Source organism: Pantoea sp. JGM49 (genome assembly GCF_018257655.1).
GTDB lineage: Bacteria > Pseudomonadota > Gammaproteobacteria > Enterobacterales > Enterobacteriaceae > Pantoea > Pantoea communis.
Window position 1 is genome coordinate 76,243 of the sequence record NZ_JAERJM010000014.1, and the last position, 17,756, is coordinate 93,998.

Consider the following 17,756-nt stretch of genomic DNA (forward strand, 5'->3'; position numbering starts at 1 on the left):
GGACTTCGTGCGCGGCTGTCCTGCCTACATGCGGCACTTTTCCCGGATGAAATTTCGCCTCAGCTGTGGCTAAATGCGCCCTTTCCTCTCATAAAAAGACAAATGATGACAGCAATACTCCATTTCCTGCTGGCGCTGGTGGTGATCTTCGCCCTTGCGCTATTGGTCAGTCATGACCGCAAACTGATTCGCCCACGTTTTATTATTCAATTGCTGGTGGTTGAAGCGGCACTGGGTTGGTTCTTCCTGCATTCTGCGGGCGGCCAGTCTGTGGTGACCGCTGTCGGCGGCTTCTTCGAAACCTTATTGACCTTTGCTGCGCAAGGTACCGATTTTGTGTTCGGCAATATGGCGAAACAGGGACTGGCGTTTATTTTCCTCGGCGTGCTCTGTCCGATTGTGTTCATTTCCGCCCTGATCGGCATCTTGCAGCACTGGCGTATTCTGCCGTTGTTGATTCGTCTGGTCGGTACCCTGCTGTCGAAGGTGAACGGGATGGGCAAACTTGAATCATTCAATGCCGTGAGTACGCTGATTCTGGGTCAATCGGAGAACTTCATCGCCTATAAAGGTATCCTCGGCGATATCTCCGCACCGCGCATGTACACCATGGCCGCAACTGCGATGTCGACGGTGTCGCTATCGATTGTCGGTGCTTACATGTCGATGATTGATGCAAAATATGTGGTTGCCGCACTGCTGCTGAATATGTTCAGTACCTTCATTATCCTGTCGATCATCAACCCGACACGCCCGGAAAATGAAGAACGCATTGCACTGGATAAGCTGCACGAAGACCAGAGCTTCTTTGAGATGCTGGGCGAATACATCCTGGCAGGTTTTAAAGTGGCGATGATTATTCTGGCGATGCTGATTGGTTTTATCGCCCTGATTGCCGCCATTAATGCTCTGTTCGCCGCGGTATTTGGCTACAGCTTCCAGCAACTGCTTGGCTATGTCTTCTATCCGTTTGCGTGGTTGATTGGCATTCCTTCTGCCGATGCCCTGCAAGCGGCAAGCATCATGGCGACCAAACTGGTAGCCAATGAATTCGTGGCCATGATTGAGCTGAAGAAAGTCGCTGCGGGAATGTCACCGCGCGGTCTCGGCATTCTGTCCGTGTTTTTAGTGTCTTTTGCTAACTTTGCCTCAATTGGCATCGTGGCGGGAGCGATTAAAGGACTGAATGAGCGCCAGGGCAATGTGGTATCGCGCTTTGGCTGGAAGCTGGTTTATGGTTCCACACTAGTGAGCCTGCTGTCAGCCGCGTTTGCAGGATTGTTCATTTAATCACAGCGGAGCGGCCTGCTAGCCGCTCTTTACAGGGGCGCGCCCATCAAAGCGGCCCTGTTCTGCTTTAGAACGCGACACACACCAGCGAATCGACACGCATCACCGACTCCTGATCGAAGCGCGTTTTATAAATGTCGCGCAGCGCATTGATGCTGTCAGAACTTGCACGGCCCGGCTGATGTATCAGCATTAACGCTTTGCTGTTTTCACGCGCCAGCTTTCCACCCTCTCCCAGCCACTGACCTTTACCGTCATACACTGAAAGCCCATCTTTGAATCGTGGCGTGACATCATTATCAACAAATTGCTGCCATTCGCTGCTGCTGATGACGCCGCCTTTCGGCTTGTTCATCCCAAACCACAGGGTGGTTTGCATCATGATGTCTCCTGAGCCGCACACGGCAACAGGGGCGGTATTGGGTAGAATTTGTTCACGAGGTGCAGCGGGTGTCTGGCATCCGGCCAGAAAGAAGACGATAGCCAACGGCATCGCCAATTTATTCAGCATCATAGCCTCAGACTGTTTAAGTATCACACTGGACATCATAGGGTGTGAATGATGGATACGTCATCCTTTTCACTGAAAGTTGCGCGCGGCGTTAGCTCATTGCGCTTATGCCTATCATGGTTTGGCTGCCATCACTATAATGCGATGAACATTCCTGAAAATGAGTACAAGCTTATGATCCGCAGCATGACCGCTTACGCCCGCCGTGAAGCAAAAGGCCACTGGGGCAGCGCAGCCTGGGAAATCCGTTCGGTAAACCAACGCTATCTGGAAACCTACATCCGTCTGCCGGAACAATTTCGTAGCCTGGAGCCGGTGATTCGCGAGCGTATCCGTAATCGCCTGACGCGCGGTAAAATCGAGTGCAACCTGCGCTTTGATGCCGACCCCAGTGCACAAGGTGAGCTGCAACTGAATGAGGCGTTGGCGAAACAGCTGGTGCGCTCCGCCAACTGGGTGAAGATGCAGACCGACGAAGGCGCGATCAATCCGCTGGATATTCTGCGCTGGCCTGGCGTGATGTCAGCTCAGGAACAGGATCTGGATGCTATCAATACCGAACTGCTGACCGCACTCGACGGCACACTGGATGACTTCATCATTGCTCGTGAAAGCGAAGGCACTGCGCTCAAAACCCTGATTGAGCAGCGTTTAGAAGGCGTGTCGCTGGAAGTCAGCAAGGTGCGTGCGCAGATGCCGGAAGTGGTGAAGTGGCAGCGTGAACGTCTGGTCAGCAAACTGGAAGAAGCGGAAGTACAGCTGGAAAATACGCGCCTTGAGCAAGAACTCGTCATGATGGCGCAGCGCATTGATGTGGCGGAAGAGCTGGATCGTCTGGATGCGCACGTCAAAGAGACCTACAACATCCTGAAGAAGAAAGAAGCGGTTGGCCGCCGTCTCGACTTTATGATGCAAGAGTTCAATCGTGAGTCGAACACACTGGCCTCTAAGTCGATCAATGCCGATATCACGGCGTCAGCTATCGAGCTGAAGGTGTTGATTGAGCAGATGCGCGAGCAGATTCAGAACATCGAATAACACCTCATTCGGCTGGTGTTAAAAAAAGCCCGGTGATCCGGGCTTTTTTGCCCGCTCAGCATGCCCAGTGCGTTTCGTTTATCCTTTAGACCAATTTGCAGACTTTGCAATGTAAAGATTGTGAAAGCTTTGATGATGATGCATGTCAATGGCTGACCAAACATGACTGTGAATCAACCTTAGGGACTTTCACAGTAAGAAATTATGTTGTTGTTTATCATCAATTATTTATTTTCATTCCATGAATCTTCCGTTGAAAATACGCTTCCTCAATGAAACCTCTCCATCCTAAAGATTGCAGAGATTACGTTTCTTTGAGGGCACTATTTGCTAATCTACTGGTCGTAATTAACACAGCCGTACCGCCAGGAATTCATGGACACCCTTCTTTGTGCGATACACCCACTCTTTCCCTGAAGGCGTTATGAAGAAAAACGGGCAGTTCAATTCTAAACTTTTGCATCCCCGCTACTGGTTTACCTGGTTTGGGCTGGGTGTGCTGTGGCTGCTGGTGCAGCTTCCCTATCCTATTTTAATTCGGCTTGGCGCCTCTGCCGGCAAGCTGTCGCGTCACTTTCTGAAGCGTCGTGAGCGCATTACCCGCCGCAATATTGAACTCTGCTTCCCGCATATCAATGAGGAAGATAAAGAGGTATTGATCGCCGGTAACTTTGAATCCCTTGGTATGGCGCTGGCAGAAACCGGTATTGCCTGGTTCTGGTCGGATGCGCGCGTCCGCCGTTATTTCCAGGTTGAAGGCCTGCACAACCTGCAAAATGCGCAGCAAAACCATCGCGGCGTGATGGCGATTGGTGTGCATTTCATGTCGCTTGAGCTGGGTGGCCGCATTACCGGACTGTGCCAGCCAATGATGGCGATGTATCGCCCTCACAATAATCAGGCAATGGAGTGGGCGCAGACAAAAGGTCGTATGCGATCGAATAAGGCGATGATTGATCGTCGCGATCTGCGCGGTATGGTGCAGGCATTGAAACAGGGCGAAGCCGTCTGGTTCGCGCCAGATCAGGATTACGGCCCGAAAGGCAGCGTGTTCGCTCCGCTGTTTGCTGTCGAAAAAGCGGCTACCACCAATGGCACCTTCGTATTATCGCGTCTGGCTAAACCGGCCATGCTAACGATAGTGCTGATCCGCAACAGCGATAAGAGCGGTTATCAGCTCATCATTCAACCGGAGTTGCAAAACTATCCGTATGAAGATGAAGCGGCTGCCGCGGCTTACATGAATAAAGTGATCGAGAAAGAGATCCTGCGCGCACCTGAGCAGTACTTATGGCTGCACCGCCGCTTTAAAACTCGCCCACCGGGTGAAGCGTCACTTTACGTCTAATCTGTTGATGCAGCAGGCCTTCGCCTGCTGCCCCTTCTGCACTGCTCACATTTACCAACCATTCTTAACGAAAAACAGGTTTGTCAAAAATTGCACAGACTCATGTAATGGTCTGCTCTCTTCTATTCTGACCAAAAACATGAACCTGCTACTTACCACCAAACCACGCGCGCTGCTGGCGCTTGCCGTGGCCAGCGCACTGCTGGCTGGTTGTGCCAATCCGCACGGCTTACATCCTCATAACTCACTGCTTGATGCCAACTCACTGCAAGCCAAAGCATCCCTTAGCGGCGCGCATTTCAGCGCAGCAAACTGGCCAAAAACCGAATGGTGGCAGGGATTTAACGATCCACAACTGAATCGGCTCATTGCCGATGCTATGACTTCAAGCCCGGATTTGCAGGTGGTGAACGCGCAGGCAGACAAAGCCAATGCGCAGGTCATTGCCGCCGAGGCTGAGCGCTACCCCGATGTGGATCTCAATGCCGGGATCACGCGTTCCCGTGTGGCAAAAGTCGACGACCCGCTTCAGCAAGGGAAAAGCTACAGCACGCTGCGCACGGCCAATATCGGCATGAGCTACACCTTTGATCTGTGGGGCGGCAAAAAAGATGCAGCAGAAGCCGCGCTGGGTCAGGCGCGTGCCAGTGAGTTGGATCGCCAGGCCAGCCAGTTGACGCTCGCCGTCAACGTGACGCGCGCCTGGAATAACCTCAACCTGGCCTGGTCGAACGCTGAACTGGCAAAACAGAATGCCGACCGTTCCAGTGGCATCGCCAAAATTCAGCAGCAGTATGTCAGCGCCGGTTTGACGTCCGACTATCAATACAAGCAGGCGTTATCGCAGCAAAAAACCGCTGAAGCCACCCTGACCGAAGCCAAACAGAATGTCACCGATGCTGGCATTCAACTTTCCACGCTAATTGGTAAAGGGCCGGATTACTGGCACCAACTGAAAGCGGCGAAAATGGATGTCCCCATTGCCGCCACGCTGCCGGGTAATATTCCGGCGGAGCTACTGGGTCGTCGCCCGGATGTGGTGGCAGCGCGCTGGCGCGTAGAAGCAGCATCAAAACAAATTGCCGCAACGAAAACCGAGTTCTATCCCAACATCAACCTGGTGGCGGAAGCCGGTACCCGTTCACTGCTCGGCGATGCATTTTTCGGTGCACCCAGCCGATTCTTTAACGTGGGTCCAAGTCTGTCTCTGCCGATCTTCGATGCCGGCAAGCGCCGCGCCGATTTAGCGGAAAGTGACGCTAACTATGATCTGGCTGTCGCGCAGTACAACAAGCTGCTGATTGGTTCCCTGGGGAATATCAGCGATACCATTACGCAACTGCAGTCGATTCAGGATCAGCTGGCGCAGCAGCAGAGCGCGAATCAACTCATTCATAGCGCATGGGATGATTTAAACCGTGAATACACCGCAGGATTGCGTCCGTACCTTGATGTGCTAACCATCCAGAACCAACTCATCGAGTCCGATCAGAAACTGGTGGCGTTGCAGGCGCAGCAGATCAATCTGGCAGTGGTATTAATTGAAGACCTGGGTGGCGGATTCCAGAACACTGACACTTCAGTGAAGGGATAAGCTGACGGCTGGCATTCTGCTGCACATTGATGAATGATAGTCCGCACCTGGAATACTCTGCGGACTATCATGATGGAACAGAATGCCAATGCCGGCTGGTTACGCCCGCTTATCGCTGACCGACTGACACCTTACCTCGAAATTGATGCGACGCGCCTGCAACACAATCTGCAACACATGCAGCATAAAGCCGATGCCGCAGGTGTCACGCTGCGTCCACATATCAAAACGCATAAAAGTGTCTGGATTGCCGATCAGCAACGCCAGTTAGGTGCGCGTGGTATTACCGTGTCAAAACCTAGTGAGGGTGTTGCCTTTATCCTCGGTGGGGAGCGCGATTTGCTGCTGGCTTATCCCGTTGTTCACGCCGATACACTCACTGAATTACTGGCTGTCGCCGTGCAATATCAGGCGCGTGTCACCTGTATTGCCGACTGTACTCTCGGCGTCACGGCAATCGCTCAAGCGCATCGCCAGCAGCCCACGTGTGAATTGTCTATCGCCATTAAAGTCGATGTGGGGTTGCATCGCGTGGGAGTGGATCCGCACAGCGGTGAGGCCGTGGCATTGGCGCAGCAGATCAAAGCAGCGGGATTGCCTTTTGCCGGACTGGTTTCGCACGCCGGCCATGCTTACGGCGCGGGTCATGCCGAGGCTATCGCTGAAGTTGCACAGCAAGAAATCATGTTAATGAACCAGGTTCAGCAGCAATTGATCGCTGCAGGCTTTGCGCGTTGCCGCATTTCTGTTGGCTCCACGCCTTCGGCCCTGGCCGCGCCGGTGGCTGAAGGCAGCGACGAAATTCGTCCTGGAAATTATGCGCTGCTGGATCTTACCGCCTGGCGCCTGGGGCTGTGCACGCCCGATGCACTGGCACTCAGCGTGGTAACGCGTGTAGTGGCGGTGAATCCGCATTTCGCGATTATTGATGCCGGCTCCAAGATGCTCAGCTCTGATAAGGGTCCGCACGGCACTAACGCCAGCGGTTTCGGTATCGCCGTTGATGAGCAGGGCAACCAATACGAAGTTCTGAAACTTTCGGAAGAGCATGGCTTTCTGCAATACGGAGATCATGCTCCGGCGCTTGGGGCTCTGCTACGCATCTTCCCCAATCACAGCTGCGCGGTAGTGGCTCAATCTGACCGCTTCGTTTTACGCCATCAGGACGGTACAGCAGAGATGAAGGATATTCAGGGACGCGGCAAGTTTATCTGATAGCAGGATTTTTACTGGAAACCTCTGTTGCAGCACACTTCCACTATCCTGCCATTTGCAGCGGAATCCCCTTCAGTTAAGGTACTCTTTGCTGTAGGCAGTCTCATCATTCTGTAGGGTACGGCCTTAAGACCGCCATTTTACTGTGGCGGCCATCATTCATCTCCAGAAGCCACCCTTACGGATTCCCTGCCTTTCATTCGCCTAACGGAGGTTCCATGCTGCCATCTCAGACAGTCACGCTGACCATTCCCCGCAACTGGTTAGATTTATATGAAACCATCTGGAAACCTGAATGCTTTGCCAAATGGGCCAGTGGGCTAAGTGCCAGTACGCTCACGCAAGAGGGTAACTACTGGAAAGCCAAAGGACCTGAAGGTTCAGTGAAAATCCGCTTCACGCCACACAACCCCTTTGGCGTCATGGATCATTGGATCGATACCGGCAGCGGTAAGGAGATTTATATGCCTATGCGCGTGATTGCTAACGAAAAGGGAGCCGAAGTGGTGATGGTGGTTTATCGCCAACCCCTTATGTCTGATGAAAAATTTGCTCAGGACGTTGACTGGGTAAAACGCGACCTGGATCAACTTCTCCACCTGTTAACTCATTAGAATCAATGCATTATAAAAATCGTACTGCTTTAACTTTCGCTGGAAGCAATCAATAAAAAAGTCATCTTTTTCTACGTAATAGCGTTTAACTGTTTAACGATAATACCTGTTGCTTTTCGTGCTAATCACCAGTCTGGCTAAAGTCTTCTCACCAGGAAAACTCCTGGTGAGAGCACGCCTCCTAAGTCTTAGCTCCTCTGATTTATCAGTGTTTTTTCTTACTTATTCAAATGGCTTGTTTAATCGCCGATCAAAATATCTAACAGGACTTATTAATCGCTCATCCGTCCCCTTATCTATTCTGATGCAAAGTCTGAAACCATTTATTTCTGAAGTTCATTTATAGGAGTTTTCTTATGGTGTTAATTTAATTAAAACACGGTATAACTCATTCACACACAGCAATACCCGATAATAACAACAGCAGGGAAATAACATGGATCGCTCAACCTATCCTTTGTTGTCTGAAAAAGAATTTGTTGAGATTGCCAGTAGGATACTGGCCGGGGAATATAATAATTCAAAGGGATTTTATAATGATCTTGCGGATTTCCTCCGAACAGGAGGAGATACCGCTGAGACAATGAAATATTTACGCGCCAGGGGCATCTCTTTAAATTCAGAACATCATTTAATTGAATGCATCTTTACGTGGCAAACTCTGAAAGGCATTTCAGGGCTGCGTCAGGACACGCTGCATTGATGTGATCTGTACTCTGGGCAGGCGCCCGGGTGAACCCTTAATTGCATTGGTACATGTACCATAACGAGCAGAACATGGCGATAAGAGAAAAAAGTTTGGCCAGCGCCAAATGGTCAATTTTGTCATCCATAAAAATCGTCGGCATTGGTGTTTTACAACTTTCACTTCTGGCACAAATACTTCAGGCAAACGAGTTAGATTTACTCGCCATTGCCATTGTGATGTTATTGATTATTGATACGCTTGCCGACCGTGGATTTGGCAATTCAGTTATCAGAAATATAAATCTTAATAACAGCGAACTATCCATTCTCTACTGGGGAAATGTATTAAGTGGCATGATGATATTCGCCGTGCTGTTTATTGGTAGTGATTTATATAGCCGAATCATGAACCAACCGGAAATGGCGATTATGCTGGAAATGATTTCGGTGATTTTCATCATTATTCCACAAGGGCAACATTATCGCGCCATATTACAGCGTGAGAAACAATTCTCGCGTATCGCCTTCACAGAAACCTCATCGGTGCTGGTTGGTCTGGGTGTCACACTGTTTACCGTATGGCTGACCCCTTCAGTGTTGTGCGCTATATGGGGCTACCTGGCCATGGTATCCATCAGAATGCTGGTCTACTGCTACTACGGTCGTTCCTGGTTCCAGCCAGAATACCGTTTTAGCCTGAAAAGTTTCGCTAACGTGCGAGCAAGAAACGGATAATAAAAACAAGTCTGTATGGTGGGCTCTGGGCATCTGAGAAGATGCGTTCGCGTGCTGGTCGACAGCACGCTTTTTTCTTTTTTGATACGGTTAACATCTCTTCTTCCCCCGTCTTCTTACCCCTCAGACCTGCACGATCACACAGATCACATCACATTTTTTAATGCGAAAGCGTAACGCACTCCTGATTTATCAAGCGGGTTAAGCCTGTTAGCATGAGCGGCATCAAAACAGCTAATCCGATGACGTCTGCTTTAGAAATACTCAGTGGTCGATAGCTGAGGAAATCTTTAGGCTGGCCGCCGATCTTATGGAGTGCTCTATGTTATTAACCTTTCTCTACATTATTGGCATCACCGCCGAAGCCATGACCGGTGCGCTGGCCGCTGGTCGCCGCAAAATGGATCTGTTTGGCGTCATCATCATTGCGTCCGTCACTGCAATCGGAGGCGGCTCGGTGCGTGACATCCTGCTCGGGCATTATCCGTTGAGTTGGGTTAAAAACCCGGAGTACATCATGATCGTGGCCGCCGCGGCGGTGGTGACCACTTTTGTTGCCCCTTTAATGAATCATCTGCGTAAAGTGTTTCTGGTACTGGATGCGCTTGGCCTGGTGGTGTTCTCCATTATTGGCGCGCAGGTCGCGCTGGATTCTGGTCATGCCTCGATCATTGCCGCTATTGCCGCCGTGATCACGGGGGTTTTTGGTGGCGTGCTGCGTGATATGTTCTGCAATCGCATCCCGCTGGTGTTCCAAAAAGAGCTCTATGCCGGTATCGCATTTGCCGCAGGTTGGCTCTACATTCTGCTGCTCAAAACGCCGCTTCCCCATGAAGCCGTGGTGATCATTACGCTGCTGGCCGGCTTCATTGGCCGTTTATTAGCGCTGCGCTTCCGCCTTGGTCTGCCGATCTTTAACTATCCCCACCCCGAACATTAAAGGTGCAGCAGGAATTTCCTGCTGCTGTAAAAAGCGGATCTGTTGCTGTAATTCCTCATCCTGCAGCATGCTAACAATCCGCTCTGCCAGTGTGCGCCCGATGCCGGGTAGCTGCTGCCACTCATCTGCCGAACGAGCCAGCAACGCTGTCCAGTCGTTATCCGCTAAGGCCTGCAACGCGGTTCGGGGAAGCGGTAGACCTAGTGCGCTCACCCAGCGCCGAAAGGGTTGCTGACGTGTCTGTTGGAAACGTTGCCAAATCTCTTGTGCCCGCGCAGAGGACATCCCGCTGTCCTGCGCGATCTCTTCTGGCGTTAACGTCAGCCAGGAGAAAAGATGGGTGATGGCGCCACTGTTCAGTAACCGCTGCCAGCTACTACGTTGCACGCCAGGGATGTTCAGCACCGATTTCTGACTGAGCCAGGTGAGGCGTGATAAGAACTGCAGCCGACAATCCTGGTTGAAGTGCAAACAAGACAGCGGATTAAATTCGCCCTGCTGTGGTGTTAAAGGATAATCTCGCCCTCTCACCCGCCAAATGACTCGCTCTAAGCGAGGAATACCCTGACCGGCTAACGTGACTATCACTTGATCACCTGCGATGACATCCAGCTCCCGCCATCGCCGCAGCGATCCAAGATTCACTCTGCGCACGGTTTTATCATCCAGCTGAACGGGAGTGAGGTTCAGCACCACGGCAATTTTCCCCGTGCGCCCAACGTTGAAATCCACGGACAGCACTTCACTGCTGACTTCAACCGGCTGATATTTCCACGCGGCCGACCAATGCCCCTGACCAGGCTGCCAGTCCCGCCCGGCACCGACGGGTGATTGATGGATCACGACGCCATCGGTGACGAACGGCAAAGATGCACGGAACCAGCGATCGCGCCACACCTCCGCCTCCTCTTCGTTCTCGATTGGGTGGCTCCAGTCCTGCGCCAGACCGAATCCCCAGCGTGATAACTGCGCCAGTCGAGCGGGCATCTGGATTGGACCATCGGGCCATGCCCAGATAAAAATGCCGAAATCTACCAGCAGCGGAGAAGCTTCATGACGCATCATCGCACCCGCCACCTGCGCTCTGGCATTTCGCCCTCCGTCACGTGCTTGCTGATGATCGGTCATAAGCAGAAACAGCTCGCCTTGCAGCACCACCTCTTCACGATCGGTTTCAATGTGAGTAGGAATCGCCGGAATATGGCGGGCTTTGGTTATCCACTCTTCCCCACGCAGGCCATCGCCGCGACTCACCAGGGAAACCAATTGCCCGCGTCGATACACCAGCGTTACCGCCACGCCATCGACTTTCGGCTGTATCCACAGTGGCGATTTATCCTGCATCCAGTAAGCCACCGCCAACTTGTCACGCAGTTTCCGTACCCCTGTGTGTGCCACCGGGTGTCGGGTACTACCGTCCGTTGTGGGCTGCGCTTGATAAGCCCGTTGATCCGGCGTGAAGCAGCGCTGCCAATGCAGTAAGCGTTGCTGCAGGCTGTCATAGTCCCCATCGCTAACCAGGCTCGTGCCCTCGCGATAGTAGGCATCATCCCAGTGCCGTAGCTGGCTATGTAAATGAACCATCTCTTGTTCGGCGCGCACCGGTGACCAGTTAGGGCACAGCGCTTCAGCCCCGCAAGCCGCGGTGAAAAACCAGCAACACAACCACCACCATCCTTTCATCGTTGCTCTCCTTTTTGTCTATTGGAGAGTGCGATGAGGGCAATGACCAGTGCTGAAGGTGGTAGAGAGCAAACGTATTCCCGGTTTTTTAAGCCGTTTGCAGCGGCTTACCGCGTTATCTGGCACGGGTTCACAGAAAAAGAATTACCTTAGCCCAACGGCAAACGCTGCGTGGCACCGTTAAGCCGTGTATACTGTGCAGGAAATCGACTCCGCTCTTTACTCAATTCAAGATAACCATGGCTCAAGGCACGCTTTATATTGTTTCCGCCCCCAGTGGCGCGGGTAAATCCAGTCTGATTCAGGCTTTATTGAAGACACAGCCGCTGTACGATACGCAGGTGTCTGTTTCCCATACCACTCGCGGCGTGCGTCCCGGTGAAGTTCATGGTGAACACTATTTCTTTGTCTCCAAGCCTGAATTTGAGACCATGATTGCCGCTGAAGACTTCCTCGAACATGCGGAAGTGTTTGGCAATTACTACGGTACCTCGCGCGCCGCGATTGAGCGCGTGCTGGCGACCGGTGTCGATGTATTTCTGGATATCGACTGGCAAGGTGCTCAGCAAATTCGCCAGAAAATGCCTGCCGCACGCAGCATTTTTGTGCTGCCGCCGTCGACTGAAGAGTTAGATCGTCGCCTGCGTGGCCGTGGTCAGGATAGCGAAGAGGTTATCGCCCGCCGTATGGCTCAGGCCGTGGCGGAAATGAGTCACTACGCTGAATACGATTATCTGATCGTGAATGATGATTTCGACCTGGCACTGACCGACCTGAAACACATTATTCGCGCAGAACGTCTGCGTATGAGTCGCCAAAAATCGCGACATGATGCTTTAATCAGCAAACTATTGGCAGTCTGAAGTCACTTTCAGTATTATGCCCAGTCATTTCTTCATCATCTGTGGAGTAGCACACCTATGGCACGCGTAACCGTTCAGGACGCAGTAGAGAAAATTGGTAACCGTTTTGACCTGGTGTTGGTCGCTGCACGTCGTGCACGTCAGATGCAGGTAGGCGGTAAAGATCCGCTGGTTCCGGAAGAGAACGATAAAGCCACCGTTATCGCCCTGCGCGAAATCGAAGAAGGCCTGATCACTACCCAGATTCTGGATGTGCGTGATCGTCAGGAGCAGCAAGAGCAGGAAGCCGCTGAGTTACAAGCCGTTACCGCTATCGCTGAAGGTCGTCGTTAACAGCACTTCGCAGGTCAACCTTGTATCTGTTTGAAAGCCTCAATCAACTGATTGAAAAATACTTGCCTGAGGAGCAAATCAAGCGCCTCAAGCAAGCTTATCTCGTCGCGCGTGATGCCCACGAGGGTCAGACACGCTCCAGCGGTGAACCTTACATCACCCATCCTGTTGCCGTTGCCTGCATTCTGGCCGAGATGAAACTCGACCATGAAACGCTGATGGCAGCGCTGCTGCATGACGTGATCGAAGATACACCCGCCACTTACCAGGATATGGAACAGCTGTTTGGCAAAAGCGTGGCCGAACTGGTGGAAGGCGTGTCGAAACTCGACAAGCTGAAGTTCCGCGACAAGAAAGAAGCGCAGGCTGAAAACTTCCGCAAAATGATCATGGCGATGGTGCAGGATATCCGCGTCATTCTGATCAAGCTGGCTGACCGCACGCACAACATGCGCACGCTCGGTGCGTTGCGACCGGATAAGAAACGTCGTATCGCACTCGAAACGCTGGAGATTTACAGTCCTCTGGCGCACCGACTTGGTATTCATCACCTGAAAACAGAGTTGGAAGAACTCGGCTTTGAAGCCCTCTATCCAAATCGTTTCCGCGTGATCAAAGAGGTGGTGAAAGCGGCACGCGGTAATCGTAAAGAGATGATTCAGAAGATCCTTTCTGAAATCGACGGGCGCTTACAGGAAGCAGGCATTCCCTGCCGTGTCAGTGGCCGCGAGAAGCATCTCTATTCGATCTACCGCAAAATGCACCTGAAAGAGCAGCGATTCCACTCGATCATGGATATTTATGCCTTTCGCGTTATCGTGAAAGACCTGGATACCTGTTATCGCGTGCTCGGTCAGATGCACAGTCTCTACAAACCGCGTCCTGGACGCGTCAAAGATTACATCGCTATTCCCAAGGCCAACGGCTATCAATCACTGCATACATCAATGATTGGCCCGCACGGCGTGCCCGTTGAAGTGCAAATCCGTACCGAAGATATGGATCAGATGGCGGAGATGGGGGTAGCGGCTCACTGGGCTTATAAAGAGGCCGGTGAAAGCGGCACGACCGCACAGATTCGCGCCCAGCGCTGGCTGCAAAGCCTGCTGGAGCTGCAACAAAGCGCCGGTAGCTCGTTTGAATTTATCGAGAGCGTGAAATCCGATCTCTTCCCGGATGAGATCTACGTCTTCACGCCGGAAGGCCGTATCGTCGAACTGCCTGCTGGCGCCACACCGGTAGACTTCGCTTACGCCGTGCACACCGATATTGGCCATGCCTGTGTGGGCGCCCGCGTCGATCGCCAGCCTTATCCGCTGTCGCAATCGCTAACTAGCGGCCAAACCATCGAAATCATCACTGCGCCAGGTGCCCGTCCTAACGCGGCATGGCTCAACTTTGTGGTGAGCTCGAAAGCACGCGCCAAGATTCGTCAGCTGCTGAAAAACCTCAAACGCGAAGACTCCGTTAACCTTGGCCGTCGCCTGTTGAGCCATGCGCTCGGCGGCAGCAAAAAGCTGGCAGAGATCCCGCCGGAAAATATTCAGCACGAGCTGGAGCGCATGAAGCTGACCAGCATTGACGATTTGCTGGCGGAGATCGGCCTCGGCAACGCCATGAGCGTGGTCGTGGCGAAAAACCTGCTGCAGTCGGGTGCTGAGCAGCCGCAAAGCAACAGCAAACGCAAAAAGCTGCCGATCAAAGGTGCTGATGGCGTATTGATTACCTTTGCCAAGTGCTGTCGTCCGATTCCTGGCGATCCGATTGTCGCGCACGTCAGCCCAGGTAAAGGTCTGGTGGTGCATCACGAATCCTGTCGTAACATCCGTGGCTATCAGAAAGAGCCCGAGAAGTTTATGCCGGTTGAGTGGGACAAGGTTATCGACCAGGAGTTTGTCGCGGAAATTAAGGTTGATATGTTCAACCATCAGGGCGCACTGGCGAACCTGACGGCAGCTATCAACACAGCGGGATCCAACATCCAAAGTCTTAACACGGAAGAGCGCGACGGCCGTGTTTACAGCGCCTTTATCCGTCTCACCGCGAACGACCGCGTCCATCTGGCCAATATTATGCGTAAAATCCGCGTAATGCCGGATGTGATTAAAGTTCACCGTAACCGTAATTAGTGCATGAACGCTCAACGTTTTGCTCGTATCCAGGAAATGCTGGCCATGCGCCAGCACGACCTCACCGTCTGCATGGAGCAGGTCCATAAGCCGCATAATGTCTCGGCGGTGATTCGTACTGCTGACGCGGTCGGCATCCATGAAGTGCACGCCGTCTGGCCTAGCGTGCGCATGCGCACCATGGTATCTGCTTCAGCGGGCAGCAACAGTTGGGTGAAAGTGCAGACGCATCGTCATATCGCAGAAGCCGTGCGTCACTTGAAAGATCAGGGGATGCAGGTGCTGGCGACCAATCTGTCGGCCAATGCAGTGGATTTTCGCGAGATCGATTACACCAAACCGACCTGCATTCTGATGGGGCAGGAAAAAACAGGCATCACCGCTGAAGCGCTGGCGCTCGCCGATCAAGACATCATTGTGCCGATGGTGGGCATGGTGCAGTCGCTCAACGTGTCCGTCGCCTCCGCGCTGATTCTGTATGAAGCGCAGCGTCAACGGCAGAACGCCGGCATGTATAAACGTCAGCACAGCCTGCTTGATGCCGATGAACAGCAGCGTTTGCTGTTTGAAGGTGGTTATCCGGTGCTTGCACGCGTGGCGAAGCAAAAAGGTCTGCCTTATCCGCATATCAACGCCCAGGGCGAGGTGGAAGCCGATGCCGACTGGTGGGCCACCATGCAATCCACAGGTAAAAAATGAAAGGCCGTCTGCTGGATGCCATACCGCTCAGTACCCTGACCGGCGTCGGCGCCAGTCAGGCGGGAAAACTGGCTAAACTCAGCCTGTTCACTATTCAGGATTTGCTGCTGCATCTGCCGCTGCGCTACGAAGATCGCACCCAACTCTACAAGATTAATGACCTGCTGCCGGGCGTCTGGTCCACGGTGGAAGGTGAAGTGCTACACAGTGAGATCACCTTTGGCCGCCGCCGCATGCTGGTGTGCCAGATCAGTGATGGCAGCGGCGTGCTGACCATGCGCTTCTTCAATTTCAATGCCGGGATGAAAAACAGTCTGGCGCCAGGCCGCCGCGTCACCGCTTATGGCGAAATCAAACGTGGTCAGCGCGGTGCTGAAATTATTCATCCCGAGTATCGCGTGCAGGGCGAACAGGGCGGCGTCGAGCTACAGGAAACCCTGACACCGGTCTATCCCACCACTGAAGGCATTCGTCAGGCCACGCTGCGCAATCTCACCGATCAAGCGCTGACGTTGCTGGAAAGCTGCCCGATTGCCGAGTTGCTTCCGTCAGAACTGAGCGGTGGCTTGATGAGTTTGCCGGATGCCCTGCGCACGCTGCATCGTCCGCCGCCCGATTTACGTCTGAGCGAGCTGGAAACCGGTCGCCATCCCGCACAAAAGCGCTTAATCCTTGAAGAGCTGCTGGCGCACAACCTCAGCATGCTGGCGGTTCGTGCCGGCGCTCAACGTCATCATGCGTTGCCGATGCCTGCTAAGCATAATCTGGTGAATCAATTGCTGGCCGCGCTGCCCTTCTCACCCACCGGCGCGCAAAAACGCGTGGTTGAGGAGATCGAGCGCGATTTAGCCAACGACTTCCCAATGATGCGTCTGGTGCAGGGCGATGTGGGATCGGGCAAAACGCTGGTCGCGGCGCTGGCGGCGCTGAATGTCATTGCGCATGGCAAACAGGTGGCGCTGATGGCGCCGACCGAGCTGCTGGCCGAGCAGCATGCCAACAATTTCCGCCAGTGGTTTGCGCCGCTGGGCATTGAAGTGGGTTGGCTGGCTGGCAAGCAAAAAGGCAAAGCACGTGAAGCCCAGCAGGAAGCGATTGCCAGCGGGCAGGTAGCGATGGTGGTCGGCACGCATGCGCTGTTCCAGGAGCAGGTCAAATTCAACGGCATGGCGCTGGTGATCATTGATGAGCAACATCGCTTCGGCGTGCATCAACGTCTTGCGCTATGGGAAAAAGGTGAAGAGCAGGGGTTCCATCCGCATCAGCTGATTATGACCGCCACGCCGATTCCGCGTACCCTGGCGATGACCGCCTATGCCGATCTCGACACCTCCACCATCGACGAATTACCGCCTGGCCGCACACCGGTCACCACAGTGGCCATTCCTGACAGTCGCCGCGGCGATATTATTGAGCGGGTGAAAAACGCCTGCCATGAAGGTCGCCAGGCTTACTGGGTCTGTACGCTGATTGAAGAGTCAGATGTACTGGAAGCACAAGCGGCGGAAGCCACCTGGGAAGAGTTGAAACTCGCGCTGCCTGGCTTGCAGGTTGGGCTGGTGCACGGCCGCATGAAACCGGCAGAAAAACAGGCGGTCATGGCGGCCTTCAAAGCCAACGAGATTCAGTTACTGGTCGCGACGACGGTGATTGAAGTCGGGGTAGACGTGCCCAACGCCAGCCTGATGATCATCGAAAACCCGGAACGTTTGGGCCTGGCTCAGCTGCATCAGCTGCGCGGTCGCGTGGGCCGTGGCGCAGTCGCCTCGCATTGCGTGCTGTTGTATAAAGCGCCGCTCAGCAAAACCGCGCAGAAGCGTTTGCAGGTACTGCGCGACAGCAACGATGGCTTCGTCATCGCTCAGCACGACCTGGAAATTCGCGGTCCTGGTGAATTACTTGGTACGCGCCAGACCGGTAATGCGGAGTTTAAGGTTGCAGACTTACTGCGCGATCAGGGCATGATCCCGGAAGTGCAACGCGTGGCACGCCATATCCACCAGCACTATCCAGAACAGGCGCAGGCGTTGATTGAACGCTGGCTGCCAGAGACCGAGCGCTACAGCAATGCTTAAAA

The 17,756-nt window shown here is 53.2% G+C and carries 16 protein-coding genes; 14 read left to right on the forward strand and 2 right to left on the reverse strand.

Features of this window, described 5'->3' with window-relative positions; genetic code table 11:
- The first annotated feature begins 105 nt into the window (after positions 1–105).
- Positions 106–1,290, forward strand: coding sequence for a nucleoside transporter C-terminal domain-containing protein (locus JK231_RS21135; protein ID WP_097119688.1), 1,185 nt, complete (start codon positions 106–108; stop codon positions 1,288–1,290).
- A gap of 67 nt (positions 1,291–1,357) precedes the next feature.
- Here JK231_RS21135 and JK231_RS21140 read toward each other — a convergent pair whose 3' ends face one another.
- On the reverse strand, positions 1,358–1,801 hold the full coding sequence (locus JK231_RS21140; protein ID WP_097119687.1) for a DUF3574 domain-containing protein: 444 nt from the start codon (positions 1,799–1,801) through the stop codon (positions 1,358–1,360).
- Positions 1,802–1,975: 174 nt separating this feature from the next.
- Here JK231_RS21140 and JK231_RS21145 point away from each other — a divergent pair, with 174 nt between their 5' ends.
- The 8 genes from JK231_RS21145 (at position 1,976) to JK231_RS21180 (ending at position 9,972) form a co-directional block, all read left to right on the forward strand.
- Positions 1,976–2,839, forward strand: coding sequence for a YicC/YloC family endoribonuclease (locus JK231_RS21145; RefSeq protein ID WP_097119686.1), 864 nt, complete (start codon positions 1,976–1,978; stop codon positions 2,837–2,839).
- 424 nt (positions 2,840–3,263) lie between these two features.
- Complete coding sequence (gene lpxP, locus JK231_RS21150) at positions 3,264–4,187, forward strand: kdo(2)-lipid IV(A) palmitoleoyltransferase (protein ID WP_034823845.1); 924 nt, start codon at positions 3,264–3,266, stop codon at positions 4,185–4,187.
- A gap of 139 nt (positions 4,188–4,326) precedes the next feature.
- Positions 4,327–5,781: an efflux transporter outer membrane subunit gene (locus JK231_RS21155; RefSeq protein ID WP_211729398.1), complete on the forward strand. Its 1,455-nt coding sequence runs from the start codon at positions 4,327–4,329 to the stop codon at positions 5,779–5,781.
- 69 nt (positions 5,782–5,850) lie between these two features.
- Complete coding sequence (locus tag JK231_RS21160) at positions 5,851–6,996, forward strand: alanine racemase (protein ID WP_211729399.1); 1,146 nt, start codon at positions 5,851–5,853, stop codon at positions 6,994–6,996.
- 218 nt (positions 6,997–7,214) lie between these two features.
- The gene (locus JK231_RS21165) at positions 7,215–7,610 is read left to right on the forward strand and encodes a polyketide cyclase (protein WP_097119647.1); all 396 of its coding nucleotides are present in this window, start codon (positions 7,215–7,217) and stop codon (positions 7,608–7,610) included.
- A 436-nt stretch (positions 7,611–8,046) separates the two neighbouring features.
- Positions 8,047–8,313, forward strand: coding sequence for a hypothetical protein (locus tag JK231_RS21170; RefSeq protein ID WP_034823852.1), 267 nt, complete (start codon positions 8,047–8,049; stop codon positions 8,311–8,313).
- A 74-nt stretch (positions 8,314–8,387) separates the two neighbouring features.
- Positions 8,388–9,032 carry an oligosaccharide flippase family protein gene (locus tag JK231_RS21175; protein WP_038649777.1) on the forward strand — a complete coding sequence of 215 codons (645 nt, stop codon included), beginning with the start codon at positions 8,388–8,390 and terminating at the stop codon, positions 9,030–9,032.
- A gap of 322 nt (positions 9,033–9,354) precedes the next feature.
- Positions 9,355–9,972: a trimeric intracellular cation channel family protein gene (locus tag JK231_RS21180; protein WP_211729400.1), complete on the forward strand. Its 618-nt coding sequence runs from the start codon at positions 9,355–9,357 to the stop codon at positions 9,970–9,972.
- On the opposite strand, the gene ligB is transcribed toward JK231_RS21180, so the two are convergent.
- The gene (gene ligB, locus JK231_RS21185) at positions 9,913–11,655 is read right to left on the reverse strand and encodes an NAD-dependent DNA ligase LigB (protein WP_211729401.1); all 1,743 of its coding nucleotides are present in this window, start codon (positions 11,653–11,655) and stop codon (positions 9,913–9,915) included. The two genes, JK231_RS21180 and ligB, sit on opposite strands and share 60 nt — an antisense overlap.
- 239 nt (positions 11,656–11,894) lie before the next feature.
- Between ligB and gmk the strand changes: the two genes are divergently transcribed.
- From gmk to recG, 5 genes are read left to right on the forward strand one after another with little or no spacing between them, the layout of a single operon-like run.
- On the forward strand, positions 11,895–12,518 hold the full coding sequence (gene gmk, locus JK231_RS21190) for a guanylate kinase (protein ID WP_034823854.1): 624 nt from the start codon (positions 11,895–11,897) through the stop codon (positions 12,516–12,518).
- Positions 12,519–12,575: 57 nt separating this feature from the next.
- The gene (gene rpoZ, locus JK231_RS21195) at positions 12,576–12,851 is read left to right on the forward strand and encodes a DNA-directed RNA polymerase subunit omega (protein WP_034823855.1); all 276 of its coding nucleotides are present in this window, start codon (positions 12,576–12,578) and stop codon (positions 12,849–12,851) included.
- Positions 12,852–12,871: 20 nt separating this feature from the next.
- Positions 12,872–14,980 (forward strand): bifunctional GTP diphosphokinase/guanosine-3',5'-bis pyrophosphate 3'-pyrophosphohydrolase, encoded by a 2,109-nt coding sequence (gene spoT / locus JK231_RS21200; protein ID WP_034823856.1) that lies wholly within the window; start codon positions 12,872–12,874, stop codon positions 14,978–14,980.
- A 3-nt stretch (positions 14,981–14,983) separates the two neighbouring features.
- Complete coding sequence (trmH, locus tag JK231_RS21205) at positions 14,984–15,679, forward strand: tRNA (guanosine(18)-2'-O)-methyltransferase TrmH (RefSeq protein WP_034823857.1); 696 nt, start codon at positions 14,984–14,986, stop codon at positions 15,677–15,679.
- Positions 15,676–17,754: an ATP-dependent DNA helicase RecG gene (recG, locus tag JK231_RS21210; protein ID WP_097119644.1), complete on the forward strand. Its 2,079-nt coding sequence runs from the start codon at positions 15,676–15,678 to the stop codon at positions 17,752–17,754. The genes trmH and recG overlap by 4 nt, the downstream gene beginning before the upstream one ends.
- The last annotated feature ends 2 nt before the right edge of the window (positions 17,755–17,756 follow it).

Excerpts from the sequence above, each read along its gene's own strand:
- JK231_RS21170 (WP_034823852.1), top strand. The coding sequence starts at position 8,047 with ATGGATCGCTCAACCTATCCTTTGTTGTCTGAAAAAGAATTTGTTGAG.
- JK231_RS21145 (WP_097119686.1), top strand. The coding sequence starts at position 1,976 with ATGATCCGCAGCATGACCGCTTACGCCCGCCGTGAAGCAAAAGGCCAC.
- JK231_RS21180 (WP_211729400.1), top strand. The coding sequence starts at position 9,355 with ATGTTATTAACCTTTCTCTACATTATTGGCATCACCGCCGAAGCCATG.
- gmk (WP_034823854.1), top strand. The coding sequence starts at position 11,895 with ATGGCTCAAGGCACGCTTTATATTGTTTCCGCCCCCAGTGGCGCGGGT.
- recG (WP_097119644.1), top strand. The coding sequence starts at position 15,676 with ATGAAAGGCCGTCTGCTGGATGCCATACCGCTCAGTACCCTGACCGGC.
- JK231_RS21140 (WP_097119687.1), bottom strand. The coding sequence starts at position 1,801 with ATGCTGAATAAATTGGCGATGCCGTTGGCTATCGTCTTCTTTCTGGCC.
- JK231_RS21160 (WP_211729399.1), top strand. The coding sequence starts at position 5,851 with ATGATGGAACAGAATGCCAATGCCGGCTGGTTACGCCCGCTTATCGCT.
- JK231_RS21175 (WP_038649777.1), top strand. The coding sequence starts at position 8,388 with ATGGCGATAAGAGAAAAAAGTTTGGCCAGCGCCAAATGGTCAATTTTG.
- lpxP (WP_034823845.1), top strand. The coding sequence starts at position 3,264 with ATGAAGAAAAACGGGCAGTTCAATTCTAAACTTTTGCATCCCCGCTAC.
- JK231_RS21165 (WP_097119647.1), top strand. The coding sequence starts at position 7,215 with ATGCTGCCATCTCAGACAGTCACGCTGACCATTCCCCGCAACTGGTTA.
- trmH (WP_034823857.1), top strand. The coding sequence starts at position 14,984 with ATGAACGCTCAACGTTTTGCTCGTATCCAGGAAATGCTGGCCATGCGC.
- rpoZ (WP_034823855.1), top strand. The coding sequence starts at position 12,576 with ATGGCACGCGTAACCGTTCAGGACGCAGTAGAGAAAATTGGTAACCGT.
- JK231_RS21155 (WP_211729398.1), top strand. The coding sequence starts at position 4,327 with ATGAACCTGCTACTTACCACCAAACCACGCGCGCTGCTGGCGCTTGCC.
- ligB (WP_211729401.1), bottom strand. The coding sequence starts at position 11,655 with ATGAAAGGATGGTGGTGGTTGTGTTGCTGGTTTTTCACCGCGGCTTGC.
- JK231_RS21135 (WP_097119688.1), top strand. The coding sequence starts at position 106 with ATGACAGCAATACTCCATTTCCTGCTGGCGCTGGTGGTGATCTTCGCC.